Consider the following 15719-nt stretch of genomic DNA (forward strand, 5'->3'; position numbering starts at 1 on the left):
GTACTCCCCTTTCGCTCATGGACAAAGCCGCTCCTGCCAGATGTGCAAGAACGGCCTGCCTTGTCATTTATATTGGTGTAGCTCTTGTATGCAGGTATAAATTAGTTTTTGTTTTGCTCCACGCCGGAGTTTACTTTCAAACGTAGTGCATTCAGGCGGATAAAGCCTGTTGCATCGCCTTGATCATAAGCCTGTGTTGGATCAGCTTCCATCGTTGCGATGTCCGGATTGTAGAGGCTGACAGGACTTTTCACGCCTGCGCCGATGATGTTGCCTTTGTACAGTTTCACACGAACCGTACCTGTTACGTTCTTCTGGCTTTCAGTTACCAGCGCTTGCAGCGCCAGACGTTCCGGTGCGAACCAGAAGCCGTTGTAAACGAGTGTGCTGTAACGTGTGATTAGGCTATCACGCAGGTTCATCACTTCACGGTCCATCGTGATGGACTCCATTTTGCGATGTGCTGTGAACAGGATTGTTCCACCTGGTGTTTCGTATACGCCACGGCTCTTCATACCAACAAAACGGTTCTCAACCATATCTACACGGCCAATCCCATGTTTGCCACCCAGCTCGTTCAGTTGCTCCATCACTTGCAGCGGGCTCAGGCGCTCACCGTTCAGTGCAACACAGTCGCCTTGTTCGAATTCCAGTTCAACATATTCTGCTTGATCCGGTGCATCTTCAGGTGCACTGCTCAGCAAGAACATGTCTTTGTTCTCGTCCGCGCTTGGATCGAACCAAGGATCTTCAAGCACACCGCTCTCATAGCTGATATGCAGCAAGTTACGGTCTGTGGAATATGGTTTAGCCGCAGATGCGGTTACCGGAATACCGTGTTTCTCAGCGTAAGCGATCATCTCAGCACGTCCCGGGAACTGGTTACGGAACTCTTCCAAACGCCAAGGTGCGATTACGTTAATATCTGGTGTCAGTGCAGCCGCGTTCAGCTCAAAGCGAACTTGGTCATTTCCTTTACCTGTAGCGCCGTGAGCGATGGCTGTAGCACCTTCTGCACGAGCGATATCCACCATGCGTTTAGCGATCAGTGGACGAGCGATACTTGTACCGAGCAGGTATTGTCCTTCATAAAGGGCACCCGCCTGGAACATCGGATAGATGAAATCTTTCGCGAACTCATCGCGCAAATCGTCAATGTATACTTTGGAAGCGCCTGTTGCCAGTGCTTTTTCCTCCAAGCCGTCCAATTCATCCTTTTGTCCGATATCCGCTGTGAATGCAATAATCTCAGCATCGTACGTTTCTTTCAACCATTTCAAAATTACAGATGTGTCCAACCCGCCTGAATACGCGAGTACAATTTTTTCCTTAGCCATGTTCAATGGTCCTCCCCAAGATCAGTTAAGTTAAACAGAGCCTTCATACACTGAATCCTACGAGCCAGAAAACCCTTCCGATCACTGTTATCCCCAGATTTTTTCATCCCTTTATAATAAAGGGTAAAATCCGGGGATAAAGGCGCACGCTTCGCTTCTTCAGGCTTTTTCTGTCTCTCCGTTTTTGTGTATGCTTCTTGTTTAACTAACTTTTTAAAGTACATTATAGATGAATCTATCATCGCGAAATCTGCGCCTAAAATCAACCCATAAAGGCAAACAGCATCTATTCGCTCATTAACGCAGCCATTAATGCTTTCTGTGCATGCAAGCGATTCTCCGCCTGATCAAAGATCAGGGAGTTCGGTCCGTCAATTACACCGGCACTCACTTCTTCGCCGCGGTGTGCTGGCAGACAATGCAGGAACATGTAGTCTGGCTTCGCGCCTTTCATCAGTTCCTCGTCCACTTGATATGCGGCAAATGCCTGCTCCCGAATCTTCTGCTCTTCTTCAAAGCCCATGCTCGCCCATACATCCGTGTACACGATATCTGCATCTTTGGCTGCTTCTTGTGCACTGTAAGTTACAGTCACTTCAGAACCGCTCTCCTGTGCAATGATGCGTGCCTGCTCCACAACCGCACTATCCGGCTCATAGCCTTCTGGCGTTGCTACAGCAACATGCATACCCATCTTCGCTGCACCAAGCATCAAGGAGTGGGCCATGTTGTTGCCATCTCCGATGTAGGCCATTTTCAGACCTGCCAGCTTGCCTTTGTGTTCCAGCACCGTTTGGAAGTCCGCCAGTACCTGGCAAGGATGCGCCGCATCGCTCAGGCCATTAATGACTGGAACATCCGCATGCTCTGCCAGTTCAGTTACATTATGGTGTCCAAAGGTACGGATCATGATGCCGTCCAGGTAGCGGGACAATACTTTGGCAGTATCATGTGTTGTTTCCCCACGACCCAACTGGATATCATTTTTGCTCAGGAAGAGCGCGTGTCCGCCCAATTGGAACATACCCACTTCAAAGGATACACGCGTACGTGTGGATGATTTTTCAAAAATAAGTCCGATCGTTTTGCCTTTCAACGGTTGAAAAGGTACACCGCTTTTTTGCTTGCCTTTAATCTCAATCGCGAGATCAAGCAGATAACGAATCTCCTCTGCCGTGTAGTCCGTGAATTCGATAAAATCCCGGCCTCTCAGATCAATCTTTTGAACCTTTTCCGTCTGTTGTGCTGTCATGTATAATGTCCTCCTTATTTCCGGTTCCCTGCACCCGCATGGGCAGAAGAGATAGCAACGTTAACACTTTGTCTGGATGCTTCTCGAGTTTATCCATTCCCGCCTTCTGCAATTTCACCACGCGGCTACAGGGATTCATCATCTCATTCTGCTTCGAGGCCTGTAATGGCCCCGAGACAGAAAGGTTCTCATTTTTATATTAGGCTTTCGCCGCTACATGCTCTTCGATCAATGTGCCTACCAGCGATACGGCCTCGTCGATCTCTTCTTTGCTCACATACAGGTTCGGAAGCAAACGAATCACATTCGGTCCTGCAGAGACGAACAAGATACCGCGTTTTTGCCCAGCAAGCACAATATCACCTACCGGCTCAGCACATTCAATACCGACCAACAATCCCAAGCCACGTACTTCCTTCACAAAGGAATTGCCCGCCAAACGATTCCGCAGGGAGCTCATCAGGTATTCACCCATCTCCGCTGCGCGCTCTGGCAAACGATCTTCCAGCATCGTTTCGATTGTTGCGATTACAACGGATGAAGCAAGTGGTGTTCCTCCAAACGTTGTCGCATGACTGCCTGGCGTGAACGCATCCCGCAGGAAGCCTTTACCCAACATCGCGCCTACAGGGAAACCACTACCGATACCTTTGGCAACGGTGAACACATCCGGCTCAATACCATAATGTTCATGCGCAAACAGTTTACCTGTACGTCCCATTCCCGTTTGTACTTCATCGACAATCAACAGCAACCCGTGCTCGTCACACAGTTTCCGTACATGCTTGACGAATTCAGGTTCAACTGGATATACACCACCCTCGGCCTGAACCATTTCCAGCATAATCGCTGCTGTGTTGGGTCCGATTGCCGCTTCAAGTGCAAGAATATCATGTAAAGGTACGGTTACAAATCCGGCTGGCAATGGCAAAAATCCTTCTTTCACCTTATCCTGTCCGGTTGCTGTCAGCGTTGCGAGCGTCCGTCCATGGAAGGACTGGGCAAAGGTGATCACTTCATAGCGATCTGTGCCTTTCACCTTCTGGTGATAACGACGGGCTACTTTGATTGCCGCTTCGTTCGCTTCGGCACCACTGTTACAGAAGAACACCGCGTCAGCGCATGTATTGGCTGTCAGCAATGCTGCTGCTTTCTCCTGGCCCGGAATCTGGAACAGGTTGGACACATGCCACAGCTCATCAATCTGAGCTTTCAGCTTGGCTCCGACTTTCTCCGGTGCATGGCCCAGGCTAGTTACAGCGAGGCCACACATGAAATCGAGATATCGGTTACCCTGATCATCCCACAACCAGCTGCCTTTCCCTTTGACCAGACTGATTGGATAACGTGCATACGTTTGGAAAAGCGAGCTTTCCGTCTGTGCCGCTGCACCCGTTGCTGTTGCGCCCGCTACCGCTGTGCCAGAACCTGGCTGTTCGTTGCCTTTTGCCATGACCATATCACTCCTATTGGTTGGTACACGCCTAAGGTGAATAAACATAACACTAGACCACTTCGATTGCAGTTCATCTTCCGAACGTTTGCATACTTCCACTTCGATGACAGAACAACCTTATGATCGCTGTTATCCCCGGATTTCTTTGATAAATTTTCTAAAGCTTGAAATCCGGGGATAAAGGCGCACGCTTCGCTTCTTCAGGTTATTTCTGTCCTCTCCGTTCTTGCGTCTTTTCTTCAGATTGGCTCTGCACTCTTCGCGTTATGCCCAGATTCACAAAAAAATCGTCTACATATTTTTATATATAATATAAGGCTATTAAGATCCTAACGCATCGAGAGCAAATTATTGCATACGGATAATTCTTGTTCCGATGATTTCTCCGCCGAGCACTCGGCTCAGGATTTGAGGTTCGCTGCCGTCTACGATGACGACCTCACGTACTTGACCATGAATACAAGCGATTGCTGCACGTACTTTAGGAATCATGCCACCATAGATTTCTCCGGTCTGGATCATGTCCTCAATCTCCTGTACAGATACAGAAGGCAGTACTTTTTTCTCACCGCCCACGTTCTTCATGATGCCAGGAACATCGGTCACGACAATCATCCGACTTACGCCGAGATGAGACGCCACTGCACCCGCAGCTGTATCTGCGTTGATGTTGTAACGCTGTCCGGTTGCATCTACACCAACTGGTGCGATAACTGGCATGTAACCCATGTTCACGATGCCTTGGATAATCTCTGCATTCACGCTAGTGACATCGCCTACCCAACCGATCTCTGCGTGGTTCGATACGGGCTTCGCCTGAATCAGACCACCGTCCACGCCGGACAAGCCTAGTGCAAGACCGCCAACACGTTGAATCAAACGCACGATCTGTTTGTTGATACTGCCCGCAAGCACCATCTCCACTACGTCGAGTACAGGTTCAGTCGTTTTGCGCAGGCCATTAACGAATTCGGTTTCGATACCAAGCTTCGCCAGGTTATCTGAGATCGCAGGACCTCCACCATGCACGATTACAGGCTGTGTACCCTGAGACTGTAAGTCACGTAGATCCGCAAAGAAAGACTCGGGCAACGCTGCTAGCGTGCTGCCTCCACATTTCATGACAAACGTTTGTTTCTCAGTACCTGCTTCCGTTGCGGTACTCTCATTTGGCAATGTTGAATTCATGAGGGCAAGCTCCTTTCATAGTAAAAATTACATTCAAAAAAAATATAACACCTTTATAAGGTCACAAAGGCTGGGTAGGAGTCCATTCCGAATTCGGATTGTTCTTTCGATCGCTGTTGTCTCCAGGTTTCTTGAATTATCCCTATATAGGGGAACACCCGGAGACAAAGGCGACCGCTCCGCTTCTGCAGAATCAATTCCGTCTTCTCCATTACTATCGCTATATGTCCAACATCAAACAACAAGTTTAAATTTCATTGATAATTTTTGAAACATCTCACGAAACAGCTTCACAATAGAAGACAGCTGTTTCGCAAAACCTATATCAAAGGTTTATTAAGTGCGGTATGCTGCGTTAATTCGGACGTAATCATACGTCAGGTCACAGCCCCAGGCTGTTGCTATTCCTTCGCCGTGGTGCAGATCCACCACAATGCGAACTGTATCGGTCTGCAAATACGCCAATGCCGCTTCTTCGTCAAACACGACTGGGCGTGACTGCGCGAGTACCGAGATCTCTCCCAAACGAATATCCACGGTATCCGGGTTTACCGGCTGTCCTGCACGCCCTAAGGCTGCGATAATCCGTCCCCAGTTGGCGTCAGCACCGAACATGGCGGATTTCACCAGACTGGAACCAATGACAGTTTTGGCGATTGCTTGCGCGGATTCATCACTTACCGCACCTGTAACTTCTACCTCAACCAGTTTGGTTGCTCCTTCACCATCGCGAGCGATCGCTTTCGCCAGTACTTGGCATACATAGGTGAAGCCGGCTGCAAAAGCGTCCCAATCTGGATGCTCTGTGGTCAGCTCTTCATTGCCTGCATAACCACTGGACATAGCTACCAGTATGTCGTTTGTACTTGTATCCCCATCAACGGTAATCATGTTGAATGTATGATTCGTAGCCTGGCGCAGCAGGCGCTGCAACGCTTCTGCACCAATGACCGCGTCAGAGGTCATGAAAGCGAGCATTGTCGCCATATTCGGATGAATCATACCCGAGCCTTTGGCGGCACCTGCAATTGTTACTGTCTTGCCGTTAACTATAACGGAGACGCAGGCTTCCTTTTTCACCAAATCCGTTGTCAGAATTGCTTGTGAAAATTGTTCCGCCTCATTTGACTCCTTGCCCATATGCACTGGAAGTCCAGTAATCCCTGAATGTACAGCATCCATCTTGAGCAATTCCCCAATGACACCTGTGGATGCCACTGCCACGTCCTCTTCTGCCACACCCAACTCACGCGCAGCAGCCGAACGCATCGCATAAGCATCTTCTTCCCCTTGTTGTCCCGTACATGCATTGGCGTTACCACTGTTGACGATGACAGCCTGAAGGCGTCCATTGCTCAAGCTTTCCCGCGTAACTTTGAGTGGTGCAGCTTGAAATACGTTCGTCGTGTATACAGCAGCAGCTGTAGCCGGTACATCACATCGGATCGCTCCGATGTCATTGCGAGATGTCTTTTTCAATCCACAGTGAAGTCCACCAGCAGTGAACCCCCCAGGGGTTACAATTGTTCCGTTCTCAACCACGGTAAAACTTTGTTGCTCCACATTCGTTCCCATATCATATCCCCCGTATGCGTTCAGCTATATGCTGATGATCGCCTGCTTAACCTGATCCGTTCTCCCTCAGTGACTCCGAGAATGCATTCTTACAAACAATGTGCCAATGCTCCTCTTAAATTCCATCTCTTATGGATATACCGGTGTCATGTTCAGCCCGAGGTTCTCCTCCCATCCCATCATCAGGTTCATATTTTGAATCGCTTGACCGGAAGCACCCTTCACCAGGTTGTCGATGACCGAAATAATCGTCAAACGCCCTGTGCGAGGATCCACCGCAAATCCGATATCACAATAGTTGGATCCGTACACTTCTTTGGTAGAAGGCCAGATGCCCGGTTCACGTACACGTACGAAAGGCTTGTTTTCATAATATTTGCGATACAAATCCACGATCTCCCGGTCACTGTGTTCCCCAACAAGGCTTGCATACATCGTACTCATGATTCCACGTGTCATTGGCACCAGATGTGTTGTAAAGGTGACTGTAACAGGCGTTCCCGTTATGTTGCCAAGCACTTGTTCGATCTCGGGAATGTGTTGGTGTTTGTTGAGTTTATAGGCTTTGAAATTCTCATTCATCTCTGCATAATGGTTTGTCAGACTTGTTCCGCGTCCTGCTCCGGATACGCCTGATTTGGCATCAATAATGATGGTCGAAGGATCAATCCAGCCTGCTTCTACTGCCGGAATCAGTCCGAGAAGTGTAGCCGTTGGATAACAGCCCGGGTTGGATATAAAATTCTGTCCCTTCACTTCTTCACCGTACACCTCAGCCATGCCATATACCGCTTGTTCCAGCAAATCAGCCGGAGGAGCCGGATGTTTGTACCACTCTTCGTACACCGTTCCGTCCTTGAGTCTGAAATCGCCAGACAGATCAATGACCTTAAGCCCTGCTGCCAGAAGGCTTGGTACGAGCTTCGCACTTACGCCGGACGGGGTCGCTGTGAATACCAGATCCGCACGACTCGCAATTTCAGCCGGATCGACACCGTCGAGTGGCCTGCGAATCACGTCCGTTAAATGCGGGAATCCATCTGCGATGGACTCACCACTGCTCGATGATGAGATCACTGATGTGATTTCAACCAACGGATGGTTCTGGAAAAAACGAATCAGCTCCACCCCGCCGTAGCCGGTGGAACCGACGATTGCTACTTTTAATTTGTTATTCACTCTCGCTCCCCCAATCTCGATGTATGCGCTACTTGTGCTACGCCTAGGCTCTAATGAGGCCTGAACACAACAATTCCGTCGCTTATATGCATATTTGTGTATTATTATACGACTCTGGTTATATAAATACAACACTCTATCATCAATTTCACATGGATTTCCTCCCAATCCGAACATATCTTTTTTTCTCATCCGGGACGAATAGATATACTTCTGTTAAAATACGTATTAGTAGGAAACATTACAATCAGGGTCTCATTCATAACTAACCTGCTAATCAAGGACATATGAATAGATTCATGATGGTCATTATGAGACGTGGGGGACTATAGTGCATATCGAATCCATTTTACTTATTGTGCTCCTGGGCCTGAATATTATTTTTGCGGCAGCAGTCGTCTTCTTTGAACGGAAGGATGCTAGCGCTTCCTGGGCTTGGCTGCTCGTCTTGAACTTTATTCCGGTGTTTGGGTTTGTACTTTATCTTTTAACAGGTCAGAACCTGACCCGATACCGGCTTTTCCAGTGGAAAGAACGTAAGAAGCTCGGGCTGGAGGAACGTATTGAAGCCCAGCTCACGCAGTTGCACGATAACCGCACCCCTTTCCGCAACCAAGCAACCGAGAGTAGTCAGGACATGATTTATATGAACCTGAAGCAGAATGGCGCTCTGCTGACAGAGGATAATGCGGTTGAGATCATTACGGACGGAACAGACAAGTTCCAGCGACTCTTGGACGACATCGAAGCGGCTAAGGATCACGTGCACGTGCAATATTACATTTATAGAGGCGACCGTCTGGGTAAAAGAATCCGGGATGCACTTATCCGCAAAGCGCGGGAAGGCATTAAAGTCCGTTTACTGTATGACGCGCTCGGATCGCGCCGGGTATCAAAACGCTTTTTCAAAGAATTGCGCGAAGCAGGCGGTTTGGTTGAAGTCTTTTTCCCCTCCAAATTTAGTCTGATCAACTTGCGTATGAACTACCGGAACCACCGGAAGATTGTCATCATCGATGGTAACCTGGGATACACGGGCGGGTTCAATGTTGGAGATGAGTATCTCGGCTTAAACTCGAAGTTCGGTTATTGGCGGGACACACATCTGCGTATTCAGGGAAATGCCGTTCATGCGCTGCAGACCCGTTTCCTTCTGGATTGGAATGAAGCGTCCAAACAACACGACACACCCTATGTTCCAGCGCATTTCCCTCATATCGAGGGTACAGGAAAGATTGCCATGCAGATTGTCTCCAGTGGACCGGATGCAGAAACCGAGCATATCAAGAATAGTTATCTCAAGATGATTAACGGGGCCAAACAATCAATTCTGATTCAAACGCCTTATTTTATCCCGGATGCCAGTGTATTCGAAGCTATTCGTCTCGCGTGTCTGTCCGGCATTGATGTTCGTATTATGATTCCAAATAAGCCCGACCATGCTTTCGTATACTGGGCTACGTTATCTTATATCGGTGAGTTGCTGAAGGTTGGCGCCAAAGTATTTATATATGATAATGGCTTCATTCACGCCAAGACTCTTATCATTGACAGTTTGGTTGCATCCGTGGGAACCGCCAATATTGACTACCGCAGTTTCCGCTTGAACTTTGAGGTTAATGCATTTATGTATGATGAAACGATTGCGACAGCACTTGTACAAACCTTTGAGCACGACTTGCACGTATCTCGGGAGATGACGCTCGATGAATACCAAAAACGCAGTCTGATCATTCGCTTCAAAGAAGCCATTTCCCGTCTGTTGTCCCCAATTCTGTAGTGGTGGCCTCCGATGACCGAATCGGCTTCCGAAGTAGCTTTCTTTCAGAAAGCTTTTAGGCGAACGTTCCACTTCTTCAGGATATTTCTGTCCTCTCCGTTATGTGTTATGTTAAGTTGAACTTTTAATAAAAAGAAAAGCAGGTACTCCCTCTCCGTCATCTCAGAGAAGGATGTACCTGCTTTTTTTTGAAATTCCAAACTAATGTGCCTATATGGCTCACTCACTATATTTTATACTTAATTCACACATGTTCTCCCCGCTTAAAACCTTCACCGAGCACTTCGTGCGCGTTACTGATAATGACAAAAGCTCCAGGGTCCACAGACCGAATCAACGCTTTGAGTCTCGGCACCTCATTTTGCCCAACCACGACCATCAGTACCGTTCGTTGATCATCGGTGTAACCGCCTTTGGCTTCCAGCTTCGTTAATCCGCGATCCAAATCATCCAGAATCACTTTGCTAATCGCTTCCGTCTGGTTGGAGATAATATATGCCACCTTGGAGAAGCCCAGCCCCATCTCAACGGCATCGATCACTTTACCGGTAACATACAACCCAATCAGCGCATAGAGGGACTGCTCCAATGACAATACAAAAGCAGCCATGATAATAACGGTAGCATCCATAATAACGACACAGAGGGAGTAACTCAGGCCACTGTACTTCTGCACGATCCTGGCGAGAATGCTCATGCCACCTGTTGATCCTCTACCCCGGTATACAATTCCGATCCCGAGACCAACGCCTATTCCACCATACAGTGAACCAAGTAACGGATTCGTTGTTGGGATAGCCCAATCCTTTGTGAGATAGACTAAGAGCGGTAGGACTATACTGCCCAGGACTGAACGAATACCATACTGCTTACCAATAAGCAGAAAACCCGCGATCAGAAGTGGGATGTTAATCGCCCATTGGGTATATGCCGGCTCCCAATTAAGCCATTCCTTACCTAGAATTGATAACCCGGACACTCCACCCGAAGCGATCTGATTCGGTAATAAAAATAAATTAAAGGCCACTGCAATTAAAAACGAACCTAAAATGATAGATATCGTATCCACGACGTTTCTCCATGGACCATTGAGTGGAATGAGGCTAGTTATCCTCTTTTTGCGATTATTGTGAAGTTGTGATCGTTGTTGCATGTTCTCGTGCTCTCCTTTGTTGTGACTGATCAGTTGTTCGCTCTTTTTTTCTACCCTATAAAATTATTCAAAAAAAGCTCCTGTACACACCAGCATACGCCTACACGTATGGGTCCATACAGGAACTTAGTTTAATCGGTTTCTACTTTAATCTGGCTACGCAAATAACCATCGATGAATGCATCGAGGTCGCCGTCCATTACTGCGCCTGTATTTCCAGTCTCTACGCTTGTACGGTGATCCTTTACCATACTATAGGGATGGAATACATAGGAGCGAATCTGGCTACCCCATGAAATATCCGACTGATCTCCTCGGATTTCATCCAGCTGTTGTTTTTGCTCTTCAATTTTACGCTCATACAATTTCGAACGGAGCATCGTCATCGCTCGCTCACGGTTCTTGATCTGTGAACGTTCATTCTGACACGTTACAACTACACCTGTTGGTAAGTGAGTAATCCGTACGGCAGAGTCGGTGGTATTGATATGCTGTCCACCCGCGCCACTCGCCCGGTACGTATCGATCTTGAGATCCTCTGTGCGGATGTCCAGTTCAATCGTATCATCAATCTCCGGTACCACATCACAGGATACGAAGGACGTATGTCTACGGCCTGATGAGTCAAAAGGAGAGATCCGAACCAGTCGGTGTACACCCTTCTCGGCTTTAAGATAACCATAAGCATTATGTCCTTTGATCGACAACGTAACACTCTTGATCCCCGCCTCATCACCTGGCAGATAATCCAGTACCTCAACCTTGAAGCCACGCTTCTCGGACCAACGCGTGTACATCCGAAGCAGCATCTGTCCCCAGTCCTGGGACTCGGTACCACCCGCACCCGGGTGAAGCTCCAGAATCGCATTCATCTTGTCGTAAGGCTGATTCAGGAGAAGCTGAAGTTCAAACTCTGCGACCTTGTTCACGATCGCTGTAATACTATTACCAATCTCGGCTGCGAGGTCTTCGTCGCCTTCTTCATCCGCCAGTTCGATCATCATCACTGCATCATCATAGTCCTGTTGGAGTTTGGTGTATTGATCCACAGATCCTTTCACCGCATTTAACTCAGCGATTACGGATTGCGCCTTGTCGCTATCGTCCCAGAAATCCGGGGCAGACATCTTCACTTCAAAGTTGCCGATCATTTCTTGCTTCAGATCTAAGTCAAAGAGACCCCCTAAGGTTTGTTAGTTTCTTGCCTATTTCACGCAGGTCATGCTTCACGTTTGGATCGATCATGTGCAATTCCTCTTTTCATTAAGATAAGCTCCCCGCATCCAGGGCATTCCTCCAGACGAAGCATCAGATAAGCCAACCTGGTGTTGAGATCACTGAAGTATCAGTATATCTCTTTCCCGTGATCATGGTCATATGATTATAACTATGCACCATTAATCGGTTTTGCATCCTTACTTCATCCTATGGAATACCCGGCTGTGAGGAGCCATTCATGTCATGCTATTTAAGTTGACCAAGTAAATGTTACACCTTGTCACTTCGATTACAGCAGCATCTTCCGATCGCTCTTATCCCCGGATTTTCTTGATTCCCTCTTACAAGGGAAAAATCCGGGGATAAAGGCGAACGCTCCGCTTCTTCAGATTGCTTCTGCACTCTCCGTTATGGTGTAAAATCAAGGTTCAACTTATTACACTATAGTGTATATAAAAACCATCGCTCTACTCTTGACCGTGACAGTGTTTGAACTTCTTGCCACTACCGCATGGGCATGGATCGTTACGTCCGATTTGGTCAGAAACCTTCACTGGACGTTTCTCAGCAGGCTCACCGCTTGTCGAAATCTGACTTTCCTCAACAACCGCTTGACGCTCCTGATTGCTCTCGATCTGTGCTCTCATCACATAAGTCGCTACTTCTTCCTGAATCGAAGCGATCATCTGATGGAACATCTCGAAGCCTTCGAACTGGTACTCACGCAGTGGATCTGTACCGCCGTAGGCACGAAGGTGGATACCTTGACGCAATTGATCCATTGCATCAATATGATCCATCCACTTGCTATCTACTGCACGAAGCACAACCACTTTCTCGAACTCACGAACCATCTCTTCGCCAATTCGCTCTTCACGTGCATTGTACTTGTTCTGAACTTTCTCAAACAGATACTCGATAATCTCTTCTGCTTCCTTGCCCCACAGATCATCTTTCGTTACCGAACCGTCATCCAGCAATTTGCTGTTCATGTAATCGGCAACTTCCTGCAGCTCCCAGTTTTCCGGAATATCGTCACCACAATGAGCTTCAACGATACGTTCAATGGAAGGTTTGATCATATCCATAACGATCTGTTTAATATTTTCGGACTCCAGCACCTCACGGCGCTGTTTATATATAATTTCACGTTGTTGGTTCATGACATCATCATATTGGAGAACGACTTTACGCACGTCAAAGTTATTACCTTCAACACGCTTCTGCGCTGATTCTACTGCACGGGTAATCATCCGGCTCTCGATCGGTTGGTCTTCTTCAAAACCAAGGCGCTCCATCATGTTCAAAACATTGTCTGCACCGAAACGTCTCATCAATTCATCACCCAGTGACAGGTAGAATTGCGTTGAACCCGGGTCACCTTGACGTCCCGCACGACCACGCAGCTGATTATCAATCCGGCGCGATTCGTGACGCTCTGTACCGATGATATGAAGGCCGCCTACTTCAGCTACACCTTCACCCAAGATAATATCCGTACCCCGTCCAGCCATGTTGGTTGCAATCGTTACTGCACCCGCTTGACCAGCTCCTGTAATAATCTCTGCTTCTTCTGCGTGGTACTTGGCGTTCAGTACCTGGTGTTTGACACCACGGCGCTTAAGCATGTCAGACAGGCGTTCCGAGTTCTCGATGGACACTGTACCTACCAGAACCGGCTGATTCTTACTGTGGCGTGCCACGATCTCTTCTACAACCGCTTTGAACTTGCCATCGATGCTCTTGTACACGACATCTGCCATATCATCGCGTTTATTCGGACGGTTGGTTGGAATTTGCAGTACTTCGAGACCGTAGATTTTTTTGAACTCTTCTTCCTCGGTTTTCGCTGTACCCGTCATCCCCGCAAGTTTACGGTACATCCGGAAATAGTTCTGGAAAGTAATCGTAGCCAGCGTCATGCTCTCGTTTTGTACTTCAATGCCTTCTTTGGCTTCAATCGCCTGGTGCAATCCATCACTGTAACGACGTCCAGACATCAGACGACCTGTGAATTCATCAACGATCATAACCTCTTCATCACTGACAACATAATCTACGTCACGACGCATGATTACGTTGGCTTTCAAGCCCTGTACGATGTGATGGTTAAGTGTTACGTTGGCATGATCATACAAGTTCTCGATACCAAATGCTTTCTCTGCTTTTGCCACGCCCGCCTCAGTCAACGCTACGGATTTCACCTTGATGTCTACCGTAAAGTCTTCTTCTGGCACCAGACGTTTCACAAAACGATCTGCTGCATAGTACATGTCAGTCGACTTCTGAGCTTGTCCAGAGATAATGAGCGGCGTACGCGCCTCATCGACCAGGATGGAGTCCACTTCATCAATGATACAGAAGAACAATGGACGTTGTACCATTTGCTCTTTGTAGAGCACCATGTTATCACGCAGATAGTCAAAACCAAACTCGTTGTTCGTTCCGTACGTAATATCACATGCATATGCATGTTGTTTCAAAGCATGGTCCATACCGCTCAGGTTGACCCCTACCGTCATGCCCATGAATTCATAGATTTGTCCCATTTCCTGGCTATCCCGCTGTGCCAAATAGTCATTGACCGTGACCACGTGTACACCTTTGGACATCAACGCGTTCAGATATACCGGAAGTGTTCCTACCAGCGTTTTACCTTCACCCGTTTTCATCTCGGAAATACGGCCTTCATGCAGAGCGATACCGCCCAGCATCTGCACATCGTAGTGGCGTTTGCCCAGTACACGGCGTGAAGCCTCACGTACGGTTGCAAATGCCTCTGGAAGAAGTTCATCTGTCGTTTCTCCCTTTTCAATACGAGCACGGTATTCGTCCGTTTTGCCTTTCAGTTGTTCATCAGACAACGCCTGAAGTTGTGGTTCCAGTTTATTGATCACATCGACCGTCTTCATCAGACGTTTAACATCACGTTCGTTCATGTCGCCGAAGATCTTTTTGACAAGTCCTAGCATGGTATACCCCTTTCGTGCAAAACAGAATAGACCCCCTGTTGCCGCCATGCGACACCATCGGATGGATGTTGCTCCACTTGCCCGGGGGTGACAAACAATATAAAAAGTAATATGGATGAATCAACTCCAGGCTTGCCAAGGGTTCCTCATGAAGCTGATTCGGTGTTCAAACGGATCCGGTTATTAAAGACTAGCCGAAGTCCAAGCCTTGCGAATCATGTTCATGGTGCTGTGCCTGTCATTGATTATGATTAGCGATCATTCGTTGACAATTCCTCATCAGGACAATGATTCTCTTTGCATAAATTGTAACAGTTTGTAAGGGCCGCCGCAACACGCCACGGCACACTTCTTTGAACTTCTGAGACATATCAAACCGAGTTTAAGTGCAAAAAATCATAGTCGTTAGCCGAAGCCTTCGATTGTCATGTTTCGTTTTGCAGGATAGATCGCCCTGTCAACGAATTTTGATGGTAAATTTGGATGAAAATCTCAATATCCAGTTCTCGAATACATGTGTGCGAATATTTTCGTAATCATGTGAATCTGGTGGTAAACTTGTACAGTTTGTGATTCTTCTTACTATCTATTAGACGCAGCAGCATAGGG

Annotated in this window: 11 protein-coding genes; 2 read left to right on the top strand and 9 right to left on the bottom strand. The window is 47.7% G+C overall.

Annotation, left to right across the window (positions count from 1 at the left end; genetic code table 11):
* Positions 1-101: 101 nt before the first annotated feature.
* The 6 genes from MKX75_RS26170 to argC form a co-directional block, all read right to left on the bottom strand.
* Positions 102-1337, bottom strand: coding sequence for an argininosuccinate synthase (locus tag MKX75_RS26170; protein WP_017692004.1), 1236 nt, complete (start codon positions 1335-1337; stop codon positions 102-104).
* A 286-nt stretch (positions 1338-1623) separates the two neighbouring features.
* Positions 1624-2589: an ornithine carbamoyltransferase gene (gene argF / locus MKX75_RS26175; RefSeq protein ID WP_017692003.1), complete on the bottom strand. Its 966-nt coding sequence runs from the start codon at positions 2587-2589 to the stop codon at positions 1624-1626.
* A gap of 199 nt (positions 2590-2788) precedes the next feature.
* Positions 2789-4042, bottom strand: a complete 1254-nt coding sequence (locus MKX75_RS26180) for an aspartate aminotransferase family protein (protein ID WP_339167407.1) — start codon at positions 4040-4042, stop codon at positions 2789-2791.
* Positions 4043-4393: 351 nt separating this feature from the next.
* On the bottom strand, positions 4394-5233 hold the full coding sequence (gene argB / locus MKX75_RS26185; RefSeq protein ID WP_339167408.1) for an acetylglutamate kinase: 840 nt from the start codon (positions 5231-5233) through the stop codon (positions 4394-4396).
* A 336-nt stretch (positions 5234-5569) separates the two neighbouring features.
* Positions 5570-6808, bottom strand: coding sequence for a bifunctional glutamate N-acetyltransferase/amino-acid acetyltransferase ArgJ (gene argJ, locus MKX75_RS26190; RefSeq protein ID WP_339167410.1), 1239 nt, complete (start codon positions 6806-6808; stop codon positions 5570-5572).
* Positions 6809-6937: 129 nt separating this feature from the next.
* Complete coding sequence (argC, locus tag MKX75_RS26195; RefSeq protein ID WP_339167412.1) at positions 6938-7987, bottom strand: N-acetyl-gamma-glutamyl-phosphate reductase; 1050 nt, start codon at positions 7985-7987, stop codon at positions 6938-6940.
* A 331-nt stretch (positions 7988-8318) separates the two neighbouring features.
* Between argC and cls the strand changes: the two genes are divergently transcribed.
* Positions 8319-9767, top strand: a complete 1449-nt coding sequence (cls, locus tag MKX75_RS26200) for a cardiolipin synthase (protein ID WP_076334006.1) — start codon at positions 8319-8321, stop codon at positions 9765-9767.
* 244 nt (positions 9768-10011) lie between these two features.
* Here the strand turns inward: cls and MKX75_RS26205 are convergent, their stop codons facing one another.
* From MKX75_RS26205 to secA, 3 genes are all read right to left on the bottom strand, one after another.
* Positions 10012-10920 carry a YitT family protein gene (locus tag MKX75_RS26205; protein ID WP_062837019.1) on the bottom strand — a complete coding sequence of 303 codons (909 nt, stop codon included), beginning with the start codon at positions 10918-10920 and terminating at the stop codon, positions 10012-10014.
* Positions 10921-11051: 131 nt separating this feature from the next.
* A protein-coding gene (gene prfB, locus MKX75_RS26210) for a peptide chain release factor 2 (protein ID WP_339167413.1) occupies positions 11052-12165 on the bottom strand; the annotation gives its coding sequence in 2 pieces (ribosomal slippage) (positions 11052-12092 and positions 12094-12165; 1113 coding nt in all).
* Between the two features lie 440 nt (positions 12166-12605).
* A complete protein-coding gene (secA, locus tag MKX75_RS26215) occupies positions 12606-15110 on the bottom strand; it encodes a preprotein translocase subunit SecA (RefSeq protein WP_062837017.1) in 2505 nt (834 codons plus the stop codon).
* An 87-nt stretch (positions 15111-15197) separates the two neighbouring features.
* Here secA and MKX75_RS26220 point away from each other — a divergent pair, with 87 nt between their 5' ends.
* Positions 15198-15365, top strand: a complete 168-nt coding sequence (locus tag MKX75_RS26220; RefSeq protein WP_188310506.1) for a hypothetical protein — start codon at positions 15198-15200, stop codon at positions 15363-15365.
* The last annotated feature ends 354 nt before the right edge of the window (positions 15366-15719 follow it).

This window comes from Paenibacillus sp. FSL R5-0341, from assembly GCF_037975235.1.
In the GTDB taxonomy this organism is placed as follows: Bacteria; Bacillota; Bacilli; order Paenibacillales; family Paenibacillaceae; genus Paenibacillus; species Paenibacillus amylolyticus_A.

Bases quoted from the DNA above. Each gene is read 5' to 3' on its own strand.
- MKX75_RS26170 (WP_017692004.1), bottom strand. From the start codon at position 1,337: ATGGCTAAGGAAAAAATTGTACTCGCGTATTCAGGCGGGTTGGACACA.
- argF (WP_017692003.1), bottom strand. From the start codon at position 2,589: ATGACAGCACAACAGACGGAAAAGGTTCAAAAGATTGATCTGAGAGGC.
- MKX75_RS26180 (WP_339167407.1), bottom strand. From the start codon at position 4,042: ATGGCAAAAGGCAACGAACAGCCAGGTTCTGGCACAGCGGTAGCGGGC.
- argB (WP_339167408.1), bottom strand. From the start codon at position 5,233: ATGAATTCAACATTGCCAAATGAGAGTACCGCAACGGAAGCAGGTACT.
- argJ (WP_339167410.1), bottom strand. From the start codon at position 6,808: ATGGGAACGAATGTGGAGCAACAAAGTTTTACCGTGGTTGAGAACGGA.
- MKX75_RS26205 (WP_062837019.1), bottom strand. From the start codon at position 10,920: ATGCAACAACGATCACAACTTCACAATAATCGCAAAAAGAGGATAACT.
- secA (WP_062837017.1), bottom strand. From the start codon at position 15,110: ATGCTAGGACTTGTCAAAAAGATCTTCGGCGACATGAACGAACGTGAT.